The organism is Vibrio sp. R12-SW3-ISO1 (genome assembly GCF_059834005.1).
In genome coordinates, this window is the sequence record NZ_JCBDGK010000018.1 from 22,955 (window position 1) to 46,807 (window position 23,853).

25 protein-coding genes are annotated in these 23,853 nt (G+C 49.4%); 16 read left to right on the forward strand and 9 right to left on the reverse strand.

All coding sequences use genetic code 11. The annotated features are described in order from the left end of the window. Window positions 1-159: 159 nt before the first annotated feature. The 3 genes from AC6R0R_RS05380 to queF form a co-directional block, all read right to left on the reverse strand. Window positions 160-1,725 (reverse strand): GGDEF domain-containing protein, encoded by a 1,566-nt coding sequence (locus AC6R0R_RS05380; RefSeq protein WP_500625978.1) that lies wholly within the window; start codon window positions 1,723-1,725, stop codon window positions 160-162. Window positions 1,726-1,836: 111 nt separating this feature from the next. Then, window positions 1,837-4,107, reverse strand: coding sequence for a tetratricopeptide repeat protein (locus AC6R0R_RS05385; protein ID WP_500625979.1), 2,271 nt, complete (start codon window positions 4,105-4,107; stop codon window positions 1,837-1,839). A 42-nt stretch (window positions 4,108-4,149) separates the two neighbouring features. Next, the gene (gene queF, locus AC6R0R_RS05390) at window positions 4,150-4,995 is read right to left on the reverse strand and encodes an NADPH-dependent 7-cyano-7-deazaguanine reductase QueF (RefSeq protein ID WP_500625980.1); all 846 of its coding nucleotides are present in this window, start codon (window positions 4,993-4,995) and stop codon (window positions 4,150-4,152) included. A gap of 82 nt (window positions 4,996-5,077) precedes the next feature. Between queF and syd the strand changes: the two genes are divergently transcribed. Next, the gene (gene syd, locus AC6R0R_RS05395) at window positions 5,078-5,641 is read left to right on the forward strand and encodes a SecY-interacting protein (RefSeq protein ID WP_500625981.1); all 564 of its coding nucleotides are present in this window, start codon (window positions 5,078-5,080) and stop codon (window positions 5,639-5,641) included. Further along, complete coding sequence (locus AC6R0R_RS05400) at window positions 5,628-6,404, forward strand: Zn-ribbon-containing protein (protein WP_500625982.1); 777 nt, start codon at window positions 5,628-5,630, stop codon at window positions 6,402-6,404. Before syd ends, AC6R0R_RS05400 begins: the two co-directional genes overlap by 14 nt. A 72-nt stretch (window positions 6,405-6,476) precedes the next feature. Here the strand turns inward: AC6R0R_RS05400 and AC6R0R_RS05405 are convergent, their stop codons facing one another. From AC6R0R_RS05405 to AC6R0R_RS05420, 4 genes are read right to left on the reverse strand one after another with little or no spacing between them, the layout of a single operon-like run. Next, window positions 6,477-6,746, reverse strand: coding sequence for a DUF2897 family protein (locus AC6R0R_RS05405; RefSeq protein ID WP_500625983.1), 270 nt, complete (start codon window positions 6,744-6,746; stop codon window positions 6,477-6,479). A gap of 7 nt (window positions 6,747-6,753) precedes the next feature. After that, the gene (locus AC6R0R_RS05410; protein ID WP_500625984.1) at window positions 6,754-7,428 is read right to left on the reverse strand and encodes a M15 family metallopeptidase; all 675 of its coding nucleotides are present in this window, start codon (window positions 7,426-7,428) and stop codon (window positions 6,754-6,756) included. A 2-nt stretch (window positions 7,429-7,430) separates the two neighbouring features. Next, window positions 7,431-8,564, reverse strand: coding sequence for a succinyl-diaminopimelate desuccinylase (gene dapE, locus AC6R0R_RS05415; RefSeq protein ID WP_500625985.1), 1,134 nt, complete (start codon window positions 8,562-8,564; stop codon window positions 7,431-7,433). A 58-nt stretch (window positions 8,565-8,622) separates the two neighbouring features. Then, on the reverse strand, window positions 8,623-8,970 hold the full coding sequence (locus AC6R0R_RS05420) for an ArsC family reductase (protein WP_500625986.1): 348 nt from the start codon (window positions 8,968-8,970) through the stop codon (window positions 8,623-8,625). Between the two features lie 200 nt (window positions 8,971-9,170). On the opposite strand from AC6R0R_RS05420, the gene AC6R0R_RS05425 reads away from it, so the two are divergent. Continuing rightward, window positions 9,171-9,458: a winged helix-turn-helix domain-containing protein gene (locus AC6R0R_RS05425; RefSeq protein ID WP_334555233.1), complete on the forward strand. Its 288-nt coding sequence runs from the start codon at window positions 9,171-9,173 to the stop codon at window positions 9,456-9,458. Between the two features lie 47 nt (window positions 9,459-9,505). Here the strand turns inward: AC6R0R_RS05425 and AC6R0R_RS05430 are convergent, their stop codons facing one another. Together AC6R0R_RS05430 and AC6R0R_RS05435 are read right to left on the reverse strand one after the other, a co-directional pair. Next, on the reverse strand, window positions 9,506-9,865 hold the full coding sequence (locus AC6R0R_RS05430) for a DUF4156 domain-containing protein (protein WP_420378237.1): 360 nt from the start codon (window positions 9,863-9,865) through the stop codon (window positions 9,506-9,508). After that, window positions 9,849-10,190 carry a DUF2956 domain-containing protein gene (locus AC6R0R_RS05435; protein WP_334555234.1) on the reverse strand — a complete coding sequence of 114 codons (342 nt, stop codon included), beginning with the start codon at window positions 10,188-10,190 and terminating at the stop codon, window positions 9,849-9,851. Before AC6R0R_RS05435 ends, AC6R0R_RS05430 begins: the two co-directional genes overlap by 17 nt. 133 nt (window positions 10,191-10,323) lie before the next feature. On the opposite strand from AC6R0R_RS05435, the gene AC6R0R_RS05440 reads away from it, so the two are divergent. From AC6R0R_RS05440 to fliE, 13 genes are all read left to right on the forward strand, one after another. Then, window positions 10,324-10,803, forward strand: a complete 480-nt coding sequence (locus AC6R0R_RS05440; protein WP_500626160.1) for a DUF2919 domain-containing protein — start codon at window positions 10,324-10,326, stop codon at window positions 10,801-10,803. 90 nt (window positions 10,804-10,893) lie between these two features. Next, a complete protein-coding gene (locus tag AC6R0R_RS05445; protein WP_500625987.1) occupies window positions 10,894-11,796 on the forward strand; it encodes a Dyp-type peroxidase in 903 nt (300 codons plus the stop codon). A 127-nt stretch (window positions 11,797-11,923) separates the two neighbouring features. Next, window positions 11,924-13,057 carry a flagellin gene (locus tag AC6R0R_RS05450; protein WP_500625988.1) on the forward strand — a complete coding sequence of 378 codons (1,134 nt, stop codon included), beginning with the start codon at window positions 11,924-11,926 and terminating at the stop codon, window positions 13,055-13,057. Between the two features lie 269 nt (window positions 13,058-13,326). Continuing rightward, window positions 13,327-14,460, forward strand: a complete 1,134-nt coding sequence (locus AC6R0R_RS05455) for a flagellin (protein WP_334555237.1) — start codon at window positions 13,327-13,329, stop codon at window positions 14,458-14,460. 253 nt (window positions 14,461-14,713) lie between these two features. Continuing rightward, a complete protein-coding gene (locus AC6R0R_RS05460) occupies window positions 14,714-15,847 on the forward strand; it encodes a flagellin (RefSeq protein WP_487902628.1) in 1,134 nt (377 codons plus the stop codon). A 70-nt stretch (window positions 15,848-15,917) separates the two neighbouring features. Continuing rightward, window positions 15,918-16,346, forward strand: a complete 429-nt coding sequence (gene flaG / locus AC6R0R_RS05465; protein WP_500625989.1) for a flagellar protein FlaG — start codon at window positions 15,918-15,920, stop codon at window positions 16,344-16,346. Window positions 16,347-16,366: 20 nt separating this feature from the next. Further along, on the forward strand, window positions 16,367-18,391 hold the full coding sequence (fliD, locus tag AC6R0R_RS05470; RefSeq protein ID WP_500625990.1) for a flagellar filament capping protein FliD: 2,025 nt from the start codon (window positions 16,367-16,369) through the stop codon (window positions 18,389-18,391). Continuing rightward, window positions 18,375-18,698 (forward strand): flagellar protein FliT, encoded by a 324-nt coding sequence (fliT, locus tag AC6R0R_RS05475; protein WP_500625991.1) that lies wholly within the window; start codon window positions 18,375-18,377, stop codon window positions 18,696-18,698. Before fliD ends, fliT begins: the two co-directional genes overlap by 17 nt. 12 nt (window positions 18,699-18,710) lie before the next feature. Continuing rightward, complete coding sequence (fliS, locus tag AC6R0R_RS05480; RefSeq protein WP_334555242.1) at window positions 18,711-19,121, forward strand: flagellar export chaperone FliS; 411 nt, start codon at window positions 18,711-18,713, stop codon at window positions 19,119-19,121. Window positions 19,122-19,376: 255 nt separating this feature from the next. Then, the gene (locus AC6R0R_RS05485; protein ID WP_334555243.1) at window positions 19,377-20,843 is read left to right on the forward strand and encodes a sigma-54 dependent transcriptional regulator; all 1,467 of its coding nucleotides are present in this window, start codon (window positions 19,377-19,379) and stop codon (window positions 20,841-20,843) included. A gap of 120 nt (window positions 20,844-20,963) precedes the next feature. Next, complete coding sequence (locus AC6R0R_RS05490; RefSeq protein ID WP_500625992.1) at window positions 20,964-22,022, forward strand: sensor histidine kinase; 1,059 nt, start codon at window positions 20,964-20,966, stop codon at window positions 22,020-22,022. 2 nt (window positions 22,023-22,024) lie between these two features. After that, on the forward strand, window positions 22,025-23,431 hold the full coding sequence (locus AC6R0R_RS05495; RefSeq protein WP_500625993.1) for a sigma-54-dependent transcriptional regulator: 1,407 nt from the start codon (window positions 22,025-22,027) through the stop codon (window positions 23,429-23,431). A gap of 96 nt (window positions 23,432-23,527) precedes the next feature. Next, the gene (gene fliE / locus AC6R0R_RS05500; protein ID WP_334555246.1) at window positions 23,528-23,839 is read left to right on the forward strand and encodes a flagellar hook-basal body complex protein FliE; all 312 of its coding nucleotides are present in this window, start codon (window positions 23,528-23,530) and stop codon (window positions 23,837-23,839) included. Window positions 23,840-23,853: the final 14 nt, after the last annotated feature.

Below are 23,853 nucleotides of genomic sequence, written 5' to 3' on the forward strand. Positions count from 1 at the left end.
AACCAGAATTGTTTCATGCGGTGATTTATTATTGTTAGTGCTCAGTGGAAAATGGAGAGGGAGTGAATAACTGAGTTACTACTAGCTTAGCATGCTTTAACAGATAATAAAGGCTAAGTATTTGATATGTTTATATCAAGCTGAGAAATGAGGGGAGGGTTATTTCCAAACCAGTTGGCTTTTGCCGACGGATTTCGCTTCTTTCAGTGAAAGGTTTAGGCGTTCGAGTACTTCTTCTGGGGTATCGGACTCTTTGAAGGAGGTGCTGGCCGCCGACAAGGTGATAGAGAGGTTTTGGTCGCGGAACTTGAATGGCAGCTTCGAGACCTGAGACTGAACAGTTTGGATGAGCTTAAAGCTGGCGTTGTCATCGGATTCAGGCAGTAAAATGATGAACTCTTCGCCTGAGAAACGGGCAACAGTATCTGTGCTATTCAACTGGCTCTTAATAGTGCGTGCAATGATTTTGAGTGCTTTGTCGCCCGCAGAATACCCAAAGCTGTCATTGATGACTTTAAAACCATCAATATCAAACATCACCACGCGAAGATTATGTTGCGCGCGAATCCAGCGGCGATATTCAAGCTCTAAACGATCGTTAAAGGCAGTGCGGTTGTAGACCTTGGTCAGTGGGTCAAGTAACATGCGCTGCGCTTGATCTTCAAGTCGACGACGGTAATCTTGCGTCACTTCGAACAGCGCTTCCAACTGATTATTGCCATATTCCATCCGCTCGATGAGGGCTTGCTCACGCTGCTCCGCTAAGTGTAACCGTTCGGTTAATGCATTGAGCTGACTCAACAGTGGATTGAGATCTTGCTTGAGATCATCGAGCGACTGCGCGTTGTTGACCTTAGATTGAGTACTGCCCAGTAACTCGGAGAGCTCGATATTCATCTCTTTACGCTGCTCAAAGTAGCTTTCCGACTGCTGCGTATTTTGCGCGCTACTTTTTAGTGTCGTCGCGAGAGAAGTGTTCACTTGCTCTAAAAACTGCTCAGAGGTTTTACGTTCATACTTGGTGCCTTCGATGACCAACTTGAGCGTTTGTAAGGTGAGCTCAAGCAGTACATGTGAAGAGACACCAATCAGCAGTTTGGCACGGATATCCGCTAAGAGATCCCCTGACTCACCTTCAAAATCCAATTCAGTGATGAGATGTTGCAGTTCATCCGAAAGGCGCAGAAGCAGTTCGCGATCCGAGCTATTGGCGATTTGATTGATGGAAGTGTCAGGGTTGGAAGTAATGATTTTGATGGAGCGTTCGTAGAGGCCAAGTAGAGTCAAAGCTTGTTCTGCTTTTGGCCGCTCAATGCCGTTGGAATAACTGAGTAAATCGCGCAGATCACGCTTAATCTTGGCAGGCAAACCTGTCAAGCGTAGCAGGGTTTCACCGCTTGCTTTGATTTTCGAGTCTAAATTGTCGCTCTGTTTGTCCATCGCTATGCTCTGCTGTTTAAGCAGGCGTTCAAGAACGGCGAGCTTCGGTATCATGGTAGTGACATCTTGCTGCTGTTCTAAGGCTCGACGCAGTTCTATCAAGCCATCTTGAAGCCTAGGGTTCTCATAAGTATAGGCGCTACTTAGGGACGCGACGATTCGCTTCAATACCTTTTGTTCTCGTTGAAACTTGAACGAGGTATCTCTGTGATTCAATCGGACTTGTTCCAATTGAGATTTCAGATTGTACAGCTGTGACTGAAGATCTTGCTCAAGAACGCCCATGAAAATCTAAACTTAAGACGGATAGGAAAAGCCTAACCTTAATAACGAATTTAACGATAATATCAAAATAAATCCGCCCGTCACGACATACCGACGTCGTTTGCCCAGGTTTTACTCATCTTTTAATAGTTTTTTGATACTGTCCTCATTCTTGAACGATGAATGGACCTTTATTAACCCTTGATTAATGGAATGTTTACACGCTTTACGTATGTTACCAGTTGCAAGGCTCGCCGCCGGGGCATTCTCAATCGCCTTGAGGTAAACCCACTGACTACTGTGTTCTTTCATACTTAAGGTACGCGCCGTGCTGGTGGACATCAACAACACATCAATCAACTCTTTATCATTCACGGCCGTATAAGCCCTTGGTAGGAAGGGGTAATCCGCCATACCAATTCGTACGATGCGGTTAAGCGAGCGTTGAGGCTCAAACTCACAGATCCACTGCTGAATGCGTTCAAACAGTCGTTCAGGATCTCGGTTCTCTTCGCTGGCTGGCTCAATGTAGAGGAGGTTGGCATCGGAAAAGTGATACATACGCGCCGGAGATTCAATTCGGCTGTGCAGATAATCACCAAAGGCTTTTTCCAGTTTTAACCCCTCTGCGTAGCCGTGTTGCAAATACATGTTACGCAGGAAAGGGACATCAATCATGACAAAGCGCAGACGGTCATTGAGTGGTTCATGAATCAGCTCGCCAACATGCCATTTCTCAAATTTATGGCTGCTCTCTTCCAATGACGCCGGTAGTTTCGCGTTCAACATGCGTAGGTTTTTCAAGCCAGAACGTGAATGGGTGTAGATCAGCTCGTTGAGCAGATCCAACTCCTCACGTTGAACATTGATGACATGCCCTCGACGTATTAAGAAGATAAACAGCAGCGCGCACACCACAAACAGCGTCACTGTGATTTTCTGAAATTTGAGGTACTCGGCGTGGGTTTCAATCAGCTCTTCTTTTTGGCCCGCTAGATGAAGCGATTGCTCGACGAACTCTTTTTGTTGGCGAAACGCGTCTTCGCTTATGATGTCGAGTTGCTGCTGCTCAATAATGGATAGGGAGTTAAATTGTTTTAGAAACTCTAACGCTTCTTTGTATTCCCCACTCAGTTCATAGCCGTAGTAGAGCAGTTGGAACGCGTGTTTACGGATGGTGATGTCATTGAGCGATTCACCGATAGCGAGCGCTTTGAAGGCGCGATCCAACACCACTTTTGCGAGCTTTTGATGACGCGCCAAACCGGCTTCAAGCAACAGAGCGTGTGCCTTTAGACGTGGGGTATCTGTGTACTGCAACAGATCTTGCGCGCGCTCTAAATATTGCTCTGCCAGTGGGTAGTTGACCAAATTTAGATAAGTGGTCGCGAGCGAGAGACGAATGTCGATGACACTTTCGATATTGGTGCGCATCTTTTCATGGTCCATGGCGTTGAAGTAGTGCACCAACGCCAAGTTGTATTTCCCTTGCTGGTAGTAGATATCGCCCATACGTTTGAGCAAGGGGGCTAATCGAGGTGAGGAGTCAAAGTTGTCATAAAAATCCGCTGCTTGGGAGAGGTGGTCCGCCGCTTTATCCAGCACTCGGCGCTCAAAAAAGAGTTGCCCCAGCACTTGGTTGACCTCTGCCAATTGTTGCCCTGAGTCCACTTCAATCGCTTTCCAATAACTAGCAAGAAGCTCGGAGAGCGCTTGGTTGTACTGTTTATGCGCGAGTAAGTGCTGTCCATAGGTGGTGTGAAAGCGGATAAACGTACGGTCAGAATTGGAGTTGTCCACATACTCTTTACTTTGCAGGTAGAGTTGATTGGCGAGATCCAATTGCCCTTCCTGTGACGCTATCGCGGCGCGCAACATGGCAGTGCGGTATTGCAATCCGCGCGCAAATTGCTGTGGATTGGCGATTTGACTGATTTCTTGCTCGACCAGCTCGAGCCCTTCACGGGCGGCGGCGCCATCAGCGCTGATTTGCCAACGCAGTTGAATTTCATCGATACGCACGTCAAGCAGCAGATAGGGGAGTTGGTATTTCGCTGCTAATTCTTCCGCTTGCTCAAGGTGCAGGAGCGCGTTTCTTGGGTTGTGCAGATTGTATTCGGCTTTTGACAGAATTCGCAGAGCGTCAATGGTGCTACCTGGTGAGCGAGTGCGGCTCTCAGAATCGTCACGGGATAAAGCGTTCGGGCTTTGCTCCGTCTGACCAATTAAATCACGCTGCTCTAAGAAATTTTGCACCAACTGGCGGGCTTGCGCTGGCACGACATCCACCACGCCGCTGGCCTCGTTCAACGCGGCGGATGAATAGATCGTGTTGGCCCATAACGGGCGAGAAATCAGCAAAACAAACGCAAAGACAATCGAGCGCCAGCGAAGTGAAATCATGGTGGTAGCTATCCTTGTTGACCAAATTAAGAGGAGCGAATGTTATTGGCGCGCCATGCGTTGGTTGTGCAACGGTTCTGGGTATTGATTCGAGCGGTATGGGTTGATATCAAGACCACCACGGCGCGTGTAACGGGCATAGACCGTGAGCTTCTCTGGTTGGCAGTAGGTCATGATGTCGGTAAAGATTCGTTCCACACACTGCTCGTGAAACTCATTGTGCTCACGGAAAGAGACAAGGTAACGCAGCAGCGCTTCACGATCGATCTGCTTGCCCTGGTACTGAATCTCGACGCTGCCCCAGTCAGGTTGATTGGTGATCAAACAGTTCGATTTCAATAGATGGCTGTGGAGGCTCTCTTCCACGTCCTCCGCGAGCGTGGCATTTTCCAGCAGGCTCGCATCAAAGTCGTAGTGGGTGATTTCGATGTCTTGGTGATCGATACACTCGCCATTCATGGTCACAATCACGCTGTCGGTATAGTCCTCAACGCTGTGCAGGGTGACGGACACGGTTTCACCTGCGCAGGCCGAGAGATCGCGGGTCAACGTGCGTTCGACCTCATCCCAACTGTCGAAGCGGGATTGGTTAAGGCTGTTAAGGTAAAGCTTGAACGACTTCGACTCAATCAAGTTGGCGCTAGTGGCAGGGATGGCGACGTCACCAATCGCGACTTGAGGCAGCCCTTTACTGTTTAGCCATGAGAGCTCATACAAAGTCCAAAGATCGCAGCCCATAAATGGCAAGGTGTCACCCAACTGAAGATCGTCGCGGTTGAGGCTGCGCGGGACCGGTTGAAGCAAGCTTGGGTCGTACTGGTTGGCGTAGTCGGTTTTTTGTCCAAGGGTTAGGCCAGCCAGCTCTTTGGCATCAGAATATTTGCTCATACTTTTGTTCATTTTCCATTAGAATGGCGAGAATTTTACGCAATCCCGCCCCTAAAAGCGAACATTGATGTTGGAGATTTGAATGCAAGATATCGTAGCTGAGGCGTTGCTCTCGTTGAGTGACCGCTACCGCCAAGCCTACCTTGATCGTCAAGGTCATTTGCCGAAAAGCGCAGAGTTGGCGGACTTGGTCTCACCCTGTGTTGTACACAAGGATGAGGACGCAGTCTGGTGGCAAGCTCAGCCGAGAGAGCGTCAAGCGGATTTTTCCAACGTTGAGCAAGCGATTGAGCTGACCCTTCACGATGACATCAAAATCTTTTACGGCACTCAATACAGCGCCGATATGGACGTGACCTGGCAAGGCAATGAGCTGACGCTCTTGCAAGTGTGGAGTGATGACGACTTTGAGCGCCTGCAAGAGAACATTCTGGGGCATTTGGTTACCCAGCGTCGTTTAAAACTCAAACCTACGGTGTTTATCGGAGCGACAGAGGCGGAGCTCGATGTGGTCTCGATCTGCAATTTGACGGGGAACGTGATTCTTGAGCGCCTCGGCACGTCAAAGCGAGACGTCCTCGCGCCAAGTATCGATGAGTTTCTTTCCCAGTTAGAGCCGGTGGTATCAATCGATGTACGTGGTTGAGTTACAGTTTGAGTGTTTTGATAACACCACCATCAGTGCGGTCGACAAAGCCATTAACGGTTTGATGGATGCGCTACGTTACAACGGTCAGGTGCTCGGCAGAGAGTTCCCTATTGTGATGGGCGATGGCGAATTTTTTGTCCGTGTCGTCTGCCCAGAGAAAGAGAGCTTACACCCAAGACATCATTCCGATTTTGTCAAAGTGTGTCTCAAGCGCCTAGCTGAGGCGGCGCTGCTGGCTCCCAAAATGCGTCTGTTGGGCCGAGACATGAACTCGGAAGAGGCCGCCGATGACAGTACACCAAGCTGGCAGGTGCTCTACACCACGTATGTGCATACTTGCTCGCCGCTTCGTAGTGGCGATACCTTGCTGCCTATCCCTTTATACCGCAATGGTCCAACGCTCAATGGCGATCATAAAGCGGTGATCAAATGGCAGACGGAATGGCAAGCGTGCGATGAGCTGCAAATGGCCGGTGCGTGCCGCGCCGAACATGCGGCCTTGCATGAGATTGGTGACGTGGACAGCGTGCTATTTAAGCGTGGCTGGGATTTGCGCGGCCGGATTGAGTACATCACGCAAATCCCCACTTACTACTATCAGTATCGCGTCGGAGGCGAGAGCCTCGCGACTGAGCAGGCTAGGTTGTGCCCCAAGTGTGGTGGCGACTGGCGCTTAGACGAGCCGCTTCATGATGTGTTTCATTTTAAATGCGACGAGTGCCGATTGGTCTCAAACATGTCGTGGGATCATATCAAATAGATCGCTGGGCTAAACCGACTTGGCTGATACGCGGAGGTGGCTCCGCGTAATGCTCAGAATAGGAGAGGTAACTTAGTCTTTGTTCTGCGGGTGAGTGGTGTTGCTAGTGGCACTATTATTGGTCATTGGGTCGCTGCCCTCTGGCGTGCTTTCCTCGCTTTCTTCGAGTAGCTCTTTGAGTAGCGCTTCATCGCTGCGTCGCTCTTGCTCTGCGTCTGTTGGCTGCGTTTTGCTAGTCGGCTTGAGTTTCAAGTAGGAGACATAGCGCAGTGCCGCGATGTTGCCGACCATAAAACAGACGACCAGAATGATGATAAACCAAGGGTTAGTGAACAGTTCCATTGCAAGCCTACGCGCTAATATTGGTGATAAACTGAGTATACAGCGTATCGACGTTTGAGATCAGGTACTCTTTTCCCAGTAGCTCGGGATCGTGCCACTGCTCAGTCAGCAAGGCCGGGGTGAGGTGGCTAAGGCAAGCATCTGCAGTCGCTCGGTGACTGATGTGCCAAGGCTCGGGAGCGACACCGCCACGATCGGTGTGATAGGGGAAGAAAAAACCGGAGTCCTGCAGGGTGTGACTAAGCCACAGATAGAAAGGCTGCTGGTGACCGGTGTGATATTCCCAAGGTTCCAGTTTTAGAGAAGTATGCCGAGGAAGTAAGTTACGCGCATACACGTCGAAATCCGTACCCCAATGATGGCGGCTCGCGCCTGGCACCGCAGACCAGCGCATGATGGCATGGATGCGCTCTTCAATGGTGAGCGACTGAGCGTCGAGCGGACGGCTGTGGCTGTCGAGCACGGCAGCCTCTCCGCTCATTTTTCGATTCCAAATCGCTTTTTGCCGATCATAATCCCGAAAACCGCTCGCAACGCACAGGTCAAATCCAGCCTCAAGCGCCGCTTCTCTTAACGTCAGCAATGCGTGTGTGGCGTTCGGGTGTACCAGAAACGCTTTTTCTCCCACCAACACCTCTTTTAGGTGATCGGAGGCTTTGCCGGTCAGTTGCGAGGGCGTCATGACTACACCAGCAGATTTTCGAGCGTTTTCTGGTACATCAATGTCAGCTTTTCAAGATCATCGACTTTTACACACTCATTCACTTTGTGGATGGTTGCGTTGACCGGACCAAGCTCAACCACTTGCCCCCCCATTCGGGCAATAAATCGGCCGTCTGAGGTGCCGCCCGTCGTGAGGAGTTGCGGTTTCGTTTGGTTGACCGCATCCACCGCATCCACAACAGCGTCAAGTAGCGCTCCGGTATCGGTTAGGAACGGGTCGCCATTGAATGTCCATTTCAGAACGTAGTCGAGTTGGTGCTTGTCTAACGTGTCGTGGACGCGTTTGACGATGGTGTCGTTATTGAGTTCGGTACTAAAACGCAAGTTAAATTGAACGTTGAATTCCCCCGGGATGACGTTAGATGCTCCGGTACCTGCGTGCACATTGGGGATCTGAAAGCTGGTGGGTGGGAAATAATCGTTCCCTTGGTCCCACTCTGTCGTGGCCAGTTCATGAATGGCGAGCAGCGACTCATGCACTGGGTTTTTGGCAAGATGCGGGTAGGCAACGTGGCCTTGAATACCTTTAACGGTCAAATCGCCGGTGATGGAGCCACGACGACCATTTTTCACTACGTCGCCAACGATGTCTGTGCTGGATGGTTCGCCAACGATACACATATCAATGTGCTCATTGCGTGCCATTAAGGTTTCAACCACGCGCACTGTGCCATTGATGAAGGGGCCTTCTTCGTCTGAGGTAATCAAAAAACCAATCGACCCCTTATGATCAGGATGTTCAGCAATAAACTGCTCCACCGCCACAATCATACTGGCCAGTGAGCCTTTCATGTCCGCTGCACCGCGACCAAATAAGACGCCATCTTTGATGGTCGGCTCAAAAGGGGGCGTCTGCCACTGTTCTATCTTACCCGCTGGCACGACGTCGGTGTGGCCTGCAAAGGCAAACAGCGGCGCATCAGTTCCTCGTCTTGCCCAGAAGTTGGTGGTGTCTTCAAATACCATTACTTCGATGTCAAACCCCAAGGCTTTTAAGCGTTCGATCATTACATCTTGGCAGCCGGCATCTTCTGGGGTCACCGACTGGCGGCTAATTAAATCTTTTGCGAGAGCCAATGTTGGGCTATCTGTCATCCTTGAGTTCCTTAATTATTCATTTCAATACAATGTGGGTGATGCAATATGAGGGATTCTACGAAAAAATCGCTGTGTACTGGTCTGCTTTGAAACCAAGGTGGAGCGTACCGTCGACATCGAGAATCGGACGTTTGATCATCGCTGGCATCTCAACGAGCAGCGACACGGCCGTTTCTTTGTCTAAAGTGGCTTTTTGCTCATCGCTGAGCTGGCGGTATGTGGTGCCGCGTTTGTTGAGGACTTGCTGCCAGTCAAGCTGTTGGCAAAAGCGCTCGACGAGCTCCGTTTCTATACCTTGTTTGCGATAGTCATGAAATTGGTACTCAATGCCTTGTTGTTCCAACCATTTTTTGGCTTTTTTGATCGTATCGCAGTTAGGAATTCCGTACATAGTGATGGTCATGACTTACCTTTTTATGACTGTTTTTATTGTTTTCGCATCGTAGCAGGAACTGGGCAACGAGACAAAAGTGTGATCGATATATTTCATTGAGCAAAAAAAATGTGTTGCAACGAATTTCGATTGTCGAGTTATTGATCAAACGCAACACATCGCTAGGCAAAACAGAAATAATGACCATAGAAATCTTTAGGAGGTTATCAATGGAGTTGAGTCCTGTGTTTGCAAGACGCCTGTATCTTGCACTGCTCGTTGAAAATTTAGAAAGGCCCAATGTCCCCAAGCTGATTGAACAGACGGGGTGGCCACGCCGCACCATACAAGATGTGATCAAAGCGTTGCCCGGTATCGGTATTGAATTGATGTTTGTTCAAGATGGACGCCGCCATAATGACGGCTATTACCAGCTTTCAGACTGGGGTCCGTTTGACAGCCAGTGGGTGATTGAGCGACGCTCAGACATCGCAGCCAGTTTGGGCTTTAAAGCTTAGCCAGTGAGTGGAACCCACTTGGGGCACCGCTCATACCAAGTACTCGTTTACGGACACAAATAGGCGTTGCCCATGAGTGTAAATGAAGTCACGAAATCTTGCGGAGAAACCATATACACCGTGTTTGCGCCTAGTGCGTGAGCACGGTTTTTGATGTCATTGGTTGCACCTTGGATCATCACATCGTTGGCAAAGAACCAGTAGCTGTACCAATGGCCTTCACTGCCGGTCACTTCACCAAGGAACTGACATCGCAGAGGATCAAAGGTGGCATCTTGGCGAAGATGAACGTGCTGCGCCGCAGGGTTGAGGCTCATGCTCGGTGACGCGCACCCTACCAATGCAAGTCCGCAAAAGGTGAGCGCGCAAAAGTTAAGTAAAGTGCGATGTTTATTGGCTAACGACATAAGCAATAAATCCTATCCAACTGATGATAAGTAGCCCCCAAGGGAGCCAAGTGTTGGTCTTTGAGCGAGAAGGAACCGATTGTGGTTCAGGGGAAAGCGCCACTTCCTGTGTCGGCGCGGTTTTGGCTTTCTGATTTTTCTTACGAGCCTTATCCGCTTGGCGAGCTTTCTCTTTTTGCTGCTTTTTATACAATGCGATGCCTTTCTCGATCCCTTGAGCAATAAGTTTGGTTTGCTCTTTGGTCTGCCCCGGCTTTTGCGTCGCTTTTGCGATGGCTAGCGCGTCTTGCTTGGTTTCAGGTGAAGGGGAAGGGCTGGTTTTCATGGCTGTCTTTATTGAGAAAGTAAACAAAGGCTTATCATAGCACGCCGCTTTGGCTTGTGGGGGCTTGCGGGTCGCAAAGTGGCGGCTTTTACTTTACAGTGTGGGTTAGTCGTCTTAGAAAATGAATAACGTCGTGCGTTACGCCATCGAACACTATGATCAACACGGTTTTTTAAAAGCGCCAAAATGGCTATGGCTAGGGTGGTTTTTTCTTGCTCGCGCTTGGATTGTCTTCGTCGTCGCTGGCGCCAGTCGAGAGTCCGGAAGTGAAATACTGACTATCGTGTACCCTAATCAAACAGGGCTCTATCTTGGATTACTGATGGGGTTGCCGACGATTGCGTTGATGTGGCTTTATGGTTTGCGCAGTCCCGAGCGCACTTGGCTCACTCGTGTGTTGTATTACGGTCGCCCGCTCACCTTAGTCATTGCGGTTGCTCAGTGGCTGCAGTGGGCTTACCAGGTATACTTGCATCACGGTGCCTTCAGTTGGACACAGGGTGGTATCGGGTTATTGCTGACTTGGCTCATTATCTATCTAATTAATAGTCGCAGTGTGAAAGATTGCTTTCAGCTTGGCGTCGAAAATGAGTCAATCAAGTCATCTACGTAAATCGTGCATTCACCATTAAAGAAGAATTGAACAGATACTGATTTCCCAACGTACTGGGATAAAGAACAATAAATACGTGAGGTTATAACAATGTCATCGCCACAAAGTGCCATTCTCCCTGAGGCTGGCCCATTTGCTCAATACACACTTCTCAAAATCAAACAGAATCCGCAAAAGGTACTTGAAAAGCTTCAAGCTCTGCCGCAAAAGGTGGCTGAGCTCAATCAGCAGCAACCGGGCGCACAGTTAACCCTGTCGATTGCGTTTACGCACGCATTTTGGTCGCAGCTCGATGCGCCAATGCCAAGTGAATTGATGGCGTTCCCTGTTTTGGGAACGGGAAGTGTGGTGGCGCCAAGCAGTGATGTCGATGTGCTGATTCACTGTCACTCACTGCGTCATGATCTGCATTTTTACCTTCTGCGTACGCTGATGGCGGAGGTGGCCGATGAGGTCGAGATTGTGGATGAGACATACGGTTACCGCTACCTAGACTCTCGTGATATGACCGATTTCGTCGATGGCACAGAAAACCCGAAAGAGGGGCAACGTCATGAAGTGGCGATCATCCCTGAAGGTGAATTCGCCGGCGGTAGTTACGTGATGGTTCAGCGTTTCGTGCACAATTTACCTGCATGGAATCGCCTTAACGTGTCAGCGCAAGAAAAAGTGGTCGGTCGTACAAAACCGGATTCTATTGAGTTAGATGACGTGCCAGCGGCATCGCATGTTGGCCGCGTTGACATCAAAGAAGACGGGAAAGGACTGAAAATTGTGCGTCACAGCTTACCGTATGGTTCAGTATCGGGTGAGCATGGTCTGCTCTTCATTGCTTACTGTAATACGCTGCACAATTTCAAAGCGATGCTTGAGAGTATGTACGGTGTGACAGATGGCAAGACGGATCAACTGTTGCGTTTTACCACCGCGGTAACCGGGGCTTACTTCTTCGCGCCTTCTGAGGAAATGTTAACGGCGTTAAGCGTCAAATAATCTCCCCCATAAAGCTTAAACTCGAGAGCCGAAGCATCCAGCTTCGGCTTTTTCATATTTGTCATTAAAGAATGGCGTGATTGGCCGATATAACCTGTAGGACTTTAATTGAATTTGTAGTGAAATCATGGCGATCACCGTAAACACCAACGTGTCAGCAATGACGGCGCAGCGATATTTGAGTAGCGCGACAGAGATGCTCAATCAATCGTTGGAGCGGCTCTCTTCGGGCAGCCGGATCAATAGCGCCAAAGATGACGCGGCGGGTTTACAAATCTCTAATCGTCTTGAGTCACAAATGCGCGGGCTCGATGTTGCAATGCGCAATGCCAATGATGGCATTTCAATCATGCAAACCGCGGAAGGGGCGATGCAAAAGACGACCTCCATCTTACAGCGTATGCGCGATCTCTCTTTGCAGTCGGCCAACGGTTCGAACAGTCAAGCTGAAAGGCAGGCGTTACAAGAAGAAATGGGCGCTTTAAACGACGAATTGAATCGAATAGCAGAAACGACCTCTTTTGGTGGGCGAAAATTGCTCAATGGTGGCTTTGAAACCTCTTCGTTTCAAATCGGTGCTAGCTCAGGGGAGGCGGTTCAGGTGTCACTAAAAAGCATGCGCACCGACACCCTAGCGATGGGCGGGTTTAGCTACCGTGCTGGCTTATCTGCAGGTTCAGATTGGCAGGTCTCGCAAGGGGCATCAATGCTCAATATTCAGTACACCAACGCCGCAGGTGAGCAAGAACAAATCCAAATAAAAGCCAAACAGGGTGATGACATAGAGCAACTGGCGACTTACATCAATGGGCAAACGGATACAGTCTCCGCCTCGGTGAATGACGACGGGCAACTGCAACTGTTTATCGCCGGTAAAGAAACATCAGGAACCTTATCTTTCTCGGGCAGCTTAGCCAATGAATTGCAACTGGGGCTGGTGGGTTACGAGGCGGTCGATAATCTAGATATTTCCAACGTCGGCGGAGCGCAACGAGCGGTATCAGTGATTGATACGGCGCTGCAGTACGTCGATAGCCATCGAGCAGAATTAGGCGCAATGCAAAACCGCTTTGATCATGCGATCAACAACCTAGGCAACATCAACGAAAACCTTGCCGCCTCCAACAGCCGCATCAAGGATACCGACTACGCACGTGAAACGACGCAGATGGTCAAACAGCAAATCTTGCAACAAGTGAGTACCTCTATCCTTGCCCAGGCGAAACAGCAACCCAATCTGGCGTTAACGCTGTTGAATTAATGACCATTATTGAGAAAACAAAAATCTCAAAAAAGAGAAAGGTATCGACAGGTCTAAATAAAGCTTTAGCGAAAAAATGAATTTTTTAACGATTATTGCTCGTTAATCACGTTTTCCTCCCCAACTGCCTTTTTTTCGAAAAAAACAAAAAAAATGTCTCAAGCTTTTCCGCCTCACGCCGTTAATAAAAGTAACTTTGAGAGAACTACTTTGGTTTTCCGAGACGTCGGAAACCGGATACATCGGAAAATCAATTTGGAGAAATCACCATGGCAGTGAATGTAAATACTAACGTAGCAGCAATGACAGCACAGCGTTACCTAAATAGCGCGAACAATGCACAACAAGCTTCAATGGAGCGTCTATCTTCTGGTTTTAAAATCAACAGTGCGAAAGACGACGCAGCAGGTCTACAGATCTCAAACCGTTTGAATGTGCAAAGCCGCGGTCTTGATGTCGCTGTACGTAACGCGAACGACGGTATCTCTATCGCGCAAACTGCTGAAGGTGCGATGAACGAGACAACCAACATCTTGCAACGTATGCGTGACCTATCGCTACAATCAGCGAATGGCTCGAACTCAAAATCTGAGCGCGTGGCGATTCAAGAAGAAGTCACAGCTCTAAACGACGAGCTAAACCGTATCGCGGAAACGACCTCTTTTGGTGGTAACAAGTTGCTTAACGGTACTTACGCAACGAAATCGTTCCAAATCGGTGCAGACAACGGTGAAGCCGTTATGCTGACGCTCAACGACATGCGTTCTGACAACGTTGGCATGGGCGGTACTAGCTACGTTGCACAAAACGGTAAAGATAAGGACTGGTCTGTTCAAGCGGGTACCAATGACCTAACGATCAACCTGACTGACACCGACGGCCAAGCACAAACCATCAATATCACCGCGAAAGAAGGGGATGATATTGAAGAGCTTGCGACTTACATCAACGGTCAAACTGACATGGTAAAAGCCTCGGTTGATGAAGATGGCCAACTGCAAATCTTTGCAGGTACCAACAAAGTTGACGGCGCAGTGAGCTTCTCTGGTGGTCTAGCGGGCGAGCTAAACATGGGCCCAGGTCAAGACGTAACAGTGAACACCATTGACGTGACGACGGTAGGCGGCGCGCAAGAGTCTGTCGCGATTGTTGATGCGGCGCTTAAATATGTGGATAGTCACCGTGCAGAGTTGGGTGCGTTCCAAAACCGCTTCAACCACGCGATCAACAACTTGGACAACATCAACGAAAACGTCAACGCGTCGAAGAGCCGAATCAAAGACACTGACTTCGCGAAAGAGACAACAGCACTGACCAAATCTCAGATTCTGTCTCAGGCGTCAAGCTCAATCTTGGCTCAAGCGAAACAGGCGCCAAACTCGGCACTCAGCCTACTTGGCTAATCGCCCTCCGCGCTTATCAAATAAAAATCCAGCTTCGGCTGGATTTTTTACGTTTGATGTTTGCAAGAATTTTCATGGTAGTTAGATCAGTTTCACGAAATTGTACGGATGTGAGGCAAAGAGAAAAAAACTTCATTTTTTTTCTAAAGGTATTTTTTGCTTCGCCGTTACAAGACTGAGAGAAATGAGATGCGCTGAAGTGAGGTGAGAGACACGACAGCGCATCACCCCTAATGCCAAAGGAGATCAATATATGGCAATTAACGTAAACACGAACGTGTCTGCGATGACCGCTCAACGCTACCTCAATGGGGCGTCGGATGGTATGCAGAAATCCATGGAGCGTTTGTCATCGGGTTACAAAATCAACAGTGCCCGTGATGATGCTGCCGGTCTACAAATCTCAAACCGTTTAACGTCTCAGAGTCGTGGTCTTGACATGGCGGTGAAGAATGCCAATGACGGTATCTCTATTGCTCAGACGGCTGAAGGTGCGATGAATGAAACCACCAACATCCTTCAACGTATGCGTGATTTGGCACTACAATCGTCAAATGGTTCGAACTCGCGCTCAGAGCGAATTGCGATCCAAGAAGAAGTCACGGCGCTGAACGATGAATTGAATCGTATCGCCGAAACCACTTCGTTTGGTGGCAATAAGTTGCTCAATGGTACTTATGGCAGTCAGTCGTTCCAGATTGGTGCTAGTTCCGGTGAGGCGGTGATGTTATCCATGGGCAACATGCGTTCTGATACAGCAGACATGGGCGGTAAAGCGTATATTGCTACGGCGGGTAAAACACCCGATTGGACAGTGAGTGCAGGGGCGAGCGACCTGACTTTAGACTATACTGACGTGCACGGTGAGGCGAAAAGCTTGACCATCAACGCGAAAGAAGGCGACGACATCGAGCAATTGGCCACTTACATCAATGGTCAAAGTGAAGATGTGAAAGCGTCGGTTGGCGAAGATGGCAAACTGCAACTGTTCGCTGCGACCAATAAAGTCTCTGGTGATGTCACCATTGGCGGTGGTCTTGGTGGAGAGATCGGCTTTGGCGCCGCGCAAGATAAAACTGTCGCAGATGTCGATGTCACGACCGTTGCGGGCTCGCAACTGGCAGTGTCAGTGATTGATGGCGCGCTAAAGAGCGTGGACAGCCAGCGCGCGGAGCTCGGTGCGTTCCAGAACCGCTTTGGTCATGCGATCAGTAACTTGGATAACATCAACGAGAACGTCAATGCGTCTCGTAGCCGTATCCTTGATACAGATTACGCCAAAGAGACGACAGCGATGACCAAATCGCAAATTCTCCAGCAAGCGAGTACGTCGGTTCTAGCGCAAGCTAAGCAGTCACCGTCGGCAGCTCTTAGCTTATTAGGTTAATCGGTAGGTTCGCAGGAGCTTATTGGTAGTAGCATGCGCTACTGACCTATGAGGTGGAAGGGAGATTGTTATGGACATACCATCTAACACATCGAACATCCAGCCTTACGGCTCAGAAAGTGGCACTAAAATTGCTTCTAAGTATGATGGTGCGCAGTCCATTTCTTTAAGTAAAGAAAAGGCCTCTACCCAGGAAATGAGCAAGCAGTCTGCCGAGTCTGTCACGCAAGCGATAGAAGCGGCGAAAGCTCGTGAAAAGCTCAATAGCCAAGAAAGGCAACGTTTGGTCGAGGAGATGAATGATTTCATTTCGTCCATCAACAAAGGGTTGTCCTTTCGAGTGGATGAAGAGTCGGGGAGAGATGTGGTCACTATTTACGAAGCGAGTACTGGCGATATTATCCGCCAGATACCCGACGAAGAGATGCTGGTAATATTGCGGCGCCTAAGGGAACAAACGGCTCGATACTCATCGGGCTTAGTAAACCAAACGGTGTGATCGTACTTCGAGGTGATTGAATGAGTTTTGGCCCTATTGGGATGAACACTGGCATGGACATCAATTCCATGGTCAGCAAAATTGTTGATTCGGAGCGTGTGCCTAAGCAGCAACGTATCGACAATGAGCGAGCCGAAATTGAGTCTAGTATCAGTGCCTATGGGCGACTCAGAGAGTCGCTGGATACGATGAGAAGCTTGATGCAAAACTTTCGTACAGAGAAAGCGTTTGCAGCAAGAAAGGTCGATACGACCGATGACTCTGTTGTCTCCGCGACGGCAACCACAGAAGCTATCGCTGGTCGATACGCTATCGATGTGTTGCAGCTTGCCCAAAGTCATAAAATTGCGTCTGATGTTTTGCCAGCAGATGGCAAATTTGGACCGGGCAAGCTGCAGATTTCGATGGGCAACCGAAGTTTTGATGTCGATGTTCAATCCGGCTCGAAACTGGTCGATATTGTACGTGGTATCAACAACGATAAAGCCAATCCAGGCGTTCGCGCCTCAATCATTAACGACGTAGACGGCCCTCGTCTTATCGTCGCCTCCAATAAATCCGGTGAAGAGAACAGCGTATCGCTGCTTGCAGACGCACAGCCGGGTGATCTACTTAAAAATCTAGAATACAAAACGCTTGAGCAGCGCGTGAAAGATCTCGAACGTGCACGTGCTCAGGCGCAAGAACTGCTTGTCCCTCTCACTCCAGAAGAGCAAGCGGTTGCCGACAACATCGCGCAAAGAAACATCGAAGCGGCAAAACTTGTCGATCAGGAAATTGCCGATGCCTCAAAGCAAGCGGCCATTCAAGCCGACCCTAACGCCGCCAAAGATGCGTCAGCAGGGAATGAGCTGTCCGATAGTGCAGCAGCAGCGGCGGCCGGCGCGGGTGTTGAGGCGAACAAGTACATCAAACCAGAAGATCGCATTCCAGGTTGGACGGAAACCGCTTCAGGGACTTTGCTCGACTCTTATTGGGAACCAGAGCCTGAGCTCGATGCCAAAGCGCGCGAGAAAGCCGGTGATGTCCCTGGGTGGAGTAACACCGCGTCAGGCACACTGACAGACTCCTACGTGACGCCGAAAGAGGCGCAAGCCAAGCTCGAAGCAGAACAAGCCCGTATTGAGCAGAAGGTGGCCGACGAAAAAGCCGCGCTTCAGCAGCGCGTTGATGCTGGCGAATTGACGGCGGAACAAGCCAAAGAGTTGGAGCGAGCAAAATTACCGAAAGAAGAGCGCGAATATCTAGAACGTGTCGATGCAGCGCAAAAAGCCCTTGAGGACGCACAACGCTCTTTTGAGTCTTATCGCGGGATGACGCAGGTCCAAGCAGCCCAAGACTCCAAAGTGATGCTTGATGGTGTCGCCCAGTTGTCGAGTGACAACAACATTATCGAAAATGCCATTGAAGGGGTCGATTTAACCTTAAAAGGTCGTACGACACCCGGAAAACCCGCATCGGAAATCGATATTGAGTATGACCGAGAAGGTGTACGCGAAGATATTGAGCAATTCGTTGCTGCTTACAATCAGTTCTATCAAGTCTCAAAAGAACTGTCTGGAGTCGATCCCCGTACAGGTATGGCGGGCCCACTATCAGGCGACAGTATCGTCCGCAATGCCGATGCTAGGTTGAAATCTGTCTTCTCATCCGCTATCGAGCCTGCGCCCGATGACCTCAAAACATTAACCGAGTTTGGTATCACCACCACACGTCAGGGTAATCTTGAGATTAATTACGCGATGCTCGACAGGCAAATCAACAATAACTTCAATAAGCTTGAAGCCTTTTTTGGCGGCAATCAAGGGTTTGCCAAGAAAGTGGAAGATGCCATTCAAGGGTTAACTGGCGCGACAGGCTCGATTCGAACTCGTGAGCAGAGCATGATTGAGCGCAACTATGGTCTTCGAGATGATCAGGCGGCACTGGATCGCCGCATGGCGAGTTTGGAGCAGCGAACTCACGCCAAATTTTCGGCGATGCAGGACGCGACCGGTAAAATGCAATCACAGTTAGCAGGGATGATGAATGCACTTGGCGGATGATTTTTCGGCGCAACTGGCCACTTTGTGTGATATTGATCAAGCTATTGGCCATCTGCTTTCAATAGATGACATAAATACTGAAGAAATCACCGCCCAAGTCGATACAAGGGAACAGATATTGCAGAAGTTACTCTGCATGATCGAACAGTGCCCTGAGTTGGCGCAATTGCCGGCTTGGCAACGCGCCATAGATGACACTGCGGCCATGGTGCAGTTGATGCAACAGAAAACGGCCCTCGCAGGCCAAGCGCTAAAACAGTATCGTCATGGTCAACGCTCGGTTCAGCAGTACAAAAAGTTTTTATAAAAGAGGATAGTTATGCGTGGTTCTTTACAGGCTTACAAGAAGGTATCGGTTGATAGCCAGCTCAGTGCGGCCTCCCCGCATAAGATAGTGCAAATGCTGATGGCTGGAGCTATCGAGCGTCTTATTCAAGGGAAAGCAGCAATGCAAGCTGGCAATGTCCCAGTGAAGGGAGAGCGTTTGGGTAAAGCGTTAGACATCATCATCAGCTTACGCAGCTGCTTATCGATGGATGATGGCGGTGACATTGCACAGAATCTCGACCAACTCTATGAGTTTATGATCACTCAGATCACGGAAGCGAATCATAAAAATGATCCTCAGCCTATTGATGATGTGATTGAGATTATCCGTGAAATCAAATCAGCATGGGATCAAATACCCACTGAGTTTCATAATCTTACCGCAGCAGATGTGGGCATTTAACCCGCATTTCGGTCAAGAAATGTTAAGTCGAAAGCCTTTCATTAACGCGCTTTTGGCTTAACATCACACCGAGTTATTGCTCGGTTGCCTTTTGCTATTTATCACATAGAATATAAGCCACTACGTAGCCTAGTGGCTTATTTTTGTTGTAGAAGTTTATACATTCTCTGTCGTTACACCTACACTGTAATTGAAAGACGTTAGAACAGATAAAACAGCCACAACGTTTCTGATAAAAGGCAAATATTCTCACCTATGCAAGGTTTAGCAAAAATTCTCGTGATTGAGGATGACGCGCAGGCGCGAATCAATCTGAGTAACATATTGGAGTTTGTAGGAGAACAGTGTGAGGCCATCTCTTCTCGCCAATTAGAAGAGCCCAATTGGTCTGGTTTGTGGGGCGGCTGTATCGTCGGTTCCCTGATTGGAGACTCACTGCCTGCAAGCCTGAGTGAAAAACTGGCCTCTGCCAACCATATCCCTTTACTGATAGCCGGTACGCATTCTTATCCCGTCGATGAGCTGACCAATTATGTTGGCGATCTCGAATACCCATTAAATTACCCGCAACTCAGTGAAGCCTTACGCCACTGCAAAGACTTTCTAGGCCGCAAAGGTGTGAATGTCTCTGCATCGACTCGAAAAAACACCTTGTTCCGAAGTCTGGTTGGCCAGAGCATGGGCATTAAGGAAGTGCGTCACCTAATCGAGCAAGTGTCTGGCACGGAAGCGAATGTGTTGATTCTGGGTGAGTCCGGTACAGGTAAAGAAGTGGTGGCACGCAATATTCATTACCACTCAGCGCGACGCAATGGGCCTTTTGTGCCGATCAACTGCGGCGCTATTCCACCGGACCTGCTGGAAAGCGAACTGTTTGGTCATGAAAAGGGCGCGTTTACCGGCGCGATCACTTCAAGAAAAGGGCGCTTTGAGCTGGCAGAAGGCGGTACGCTCTTTTTGGATGAAATCGGCGATATGCCGATGCCGATGCAGGTTAAACTGTTGCGGGTTTTGCAAGAGCGAACATTTGAACGTGTTGGTGGCAACACCACGATTCGTGTCAACGTACGAGTGATTGCCGCTACTCACCGTAACCTTGATAATATGATTGTGGATCAATCTTTCCGCGAAGACCTCTACTATCGTCTCAACGTTTTTCCAATCGAAATGCCCGCTCTGCGTGATCGTAAAGAAGACATTCCGTTGCTATTGCAAGAGTTGATGACGCGAATGGAATCGGAAGGATCGCAGCCTATTTGCTTCACGCCTCGTTCTATCAATTCATTGATGGAACATGAGTGGCCTGGCAATGTCCGCGAGCTCGCGAACTTGGTAGAGCGTATGATTATCCTCTATCCCAACAGTTTGGTTGACGTTAACCACTTACCCACCAAGTATCGTTATAGTGACATTCCTGAGTTTCAACCAGAGTACCACTCCACGGAGTCGGTTGAAGAGCAGGAGCGTGATGCCTTGCATGATATTTTCTCTGAAGACTTTAGCTTCGAAGGGAGCGACCCATTTCAAGAGTTTGATAACGCGCCGCAAGATCTGCCGCCCGAAGGCGTCAATCTTAAAGAGATGCTCGCAGAGCTTGAGGTCAACATGATCAATCAAGCCCTTGAAGCGCAAAGTGGTGTTGTGGCACGCGCAGCGGACATGCTAGGCATGCGACGCACCACCTTAGTTGAGAAAATGCGCAAATATAATTTGCAGCGCTAAAGCGACAAAAACTCAACTGTCAAATAATCGACTTTTGTAAGTCTTTGAAAAATATATAAAATAGCCTGGTATGCAATTTGCATTTCAGGCTATTGTTGTATTTACGATAAGAATGTCGACATGACCTCAAACCCACCGACAGAACCCGCGATGCCATTGGGCACGCTCGAAGAGCAAGTAGCACGTTATCAGCAAGTGTTGGATGTGATGCCTGCAGGCGTCATTTTGCTCGATACACAAGGTGTTGTGCGAGAAGCCAACCCTGAAGCGCAAAAATTACTTGAAGTTCCGCTGGTGGGGTCGCGTTGGTTTGAAGTGATTCAGCACGCGTTTGCGCCGCGTGAGGACGACGGCCATGAAATTTCTTTGCGCAACGGGCGCAAAGTCCGATTGGCGATTTCCGCCTCGGCGACGGGGCAATTGATTCTCATCACTGACCTTACCGAGACGCGTTTGCTGCAGTCGCGCATCAGTGATTTGCAGCGGCTCTCTTCGCTCGGACGCATGGTGGCGTCGCTGGCCCATCAGGTGAGAACGCCTCTGTCGAGTGCCATGTTGTACGCTTCCAATTTGGCGGCGCCGAATCTGCCTCCTGTAACGAAAGACCGCTTCCAATCCAAATTAATGGATCGATTGCACGATTTGGAAAAACAGGTCAATGACATGTTGCTGTTTGCCAAAGGTGGCGACAACAAAGTCGTTAAACCTTTTTGCATTGGCGAGTTAGTGGATGAGTTCTCCCCCATGGTGGAGACCGCGTTAAAGAACAATCAGATAGACTATCATTTAGAAGTAGAGCAAGAAGAGACATTACTACTCGGCAATGCCAATGCGCTAGCCTCAGCTTTGAGCAATTTGGTGATGAATGCGATCCAAATTGCAGGCAAAGAGTCTCAACTCGACGTCTTTTTTAGGCCCGTGAAGGGTGAACTGAAAATCTCGGTTCAAGACAGTGGCCCAGGGGTACCCCCTGAGCTGCAAAGCAAAATCATGGAGCCCTTTTTCACCACACGCTCCCAAGGTACTGGGCTTGGCCTTGCGGTGGTACAGATGGTGTGTCGAGCGCACGATGGGCGTTTAGAGCTCATATCAGAACCGGGTGATGGCGCATGCTTCACCATGTGTATTCCGTTGCAGCGCAACGTGGAACCCAATCAAGATTTAAGCACTGGAGAATAACAATGGCTCAAAGCAAAGTACTAATCGTTGAAGACGATGAAGGTCTACGCGAAGCGTTGGTCGATACGTTAGCGCTGGCGGGGTACGAATGGCTTGAAGCGGACAGCGCCGAAGATGCGTTGGTTAAGCTGAAAAGCCAAGAGGTGGATATCGTTGTTTCCGATGTGCAAATGGCAGGCATGGGCGGTCTCGCCTTGCTAAGAAACATCAAGCAGCACTGGCCTAACTTGCCGGTGCTATTGATGACGGCCTACGCCAATATCGAAGATGCCGTGTCAGCGATGAAAGAGGGCGCCATTGACTACATGGCAAAACCTTTTGCTCCAGAAGTCCTACTTAATATGGTCAGCCGATACGCGCCGATCAAATCGGATGACAATGGCGACGCTGTAGTCGCGGACCAAAAAAGCCTTAAGCTGCTGGCGTTGGCCGATAAAGTGGCGAAAACCGATGCGAGCGTGATGGTGCTTGGCCCAAGCGGTTCGGGCAAAGAGGTGATGTCGCGCTACATACATAATGCGTCATTGCGCAAAGAGGGCCCTTTTGTCGCGATTAACTGCGCCGCGATCCCTGATAACATGCTCGAAGCCACCTTATTTGGTTATGAAAAAGGGGCCTTTACGGGTGCCGTTCAAGCGTGTCCGGGTAAGTTTGAGCAAGCGCAAGGCGGTACGATTTTGCTCGACGAAATCAGTGAGATGGACTTGAGCCTACAAGCCAAACTGCTGCGTGTTTTGCAAGAGCGAGAAGTGGAACGTTTGGGGAGTCGCAAAAGCATCAAACTGGACGTGCGCGTACTGGCGACCAGTAACCGCGATCTTAAGCAATACGTCCAAGAAGGGCATTTTCGCGAAGATTTGTACTACCGCCTCAATGTCTTTCCGATTACTTGGCCAGCACTGTGTGACCGACCGGGGGATATTGAACCGCTCGCTAATCACTTGATCCAGCGTCACTGTTCAAAACTTGGGATGCCGGTTCCGCAGTTGGAGCAAAGTGCGATTCATAAATTGCTGACTTACCGTTGGCCTGGCAACGTACGTGAATTGGATAACGTGGTGCAACGTGCCCTGATTCTTAGCGATCAAGGGCAGATTCGCGCTGAGCACATTCTTTTGGAAGGGCACGATTGGCATGATGCGTCAAGCTTACAACAAGCCGTTCAAGAGAGTCATGTGATGGCGCCGGACGTCAAGCCGATTGCTGAAGCGGAGGCATCGCGTCAGCTCTCAGGGGGAAGTGGCTTGGGAGGCGAGCTTCGTGACCAAGAATACGCGATCATTTTGGAGACCATGGCCGAGTGCCAAGGCCGCCGCAAAGAGATGGCCGAGAAGCTGGGTATCAGCCCACGTACCTTGCGCTACAAGTTAGCGAAAATGCGTGATGCGGGGATTGATATTCCTAACTAACGTGCTATTTTTCGTCTCATTCAAACGTGGCATGCAGTTTGCAGCGTCAGAGAAACAGCAGAACAAAATGTCAAAGAGTTGACAATCGAGGTACGGATGAAAATTGACGGTTTTCAAGGCGAAATGCAAGCCATGATGTTTGAAGCAAGTAACACCAGACCTGCTGCCACTGGTCATACGGTCGGGGCGGATTTTGGCGACTTACTCAACAACGCCATCAATAACGTCAATCAACTTTCGAAAACCTCGAGCAACTTACAAATGCGCTTTGACCGCGGTGATGAAGATGTCTCTTTGTCTGATGTCATGATTGCCCGCAACAAATCGAGCGTGGCTTTTGATGCGACAATCCAAGTACGAAACAAGTTTGTTGAAGCGTACAAAGAATTGATGAATATGCCAGTTTAATAGTAGGTATCGAC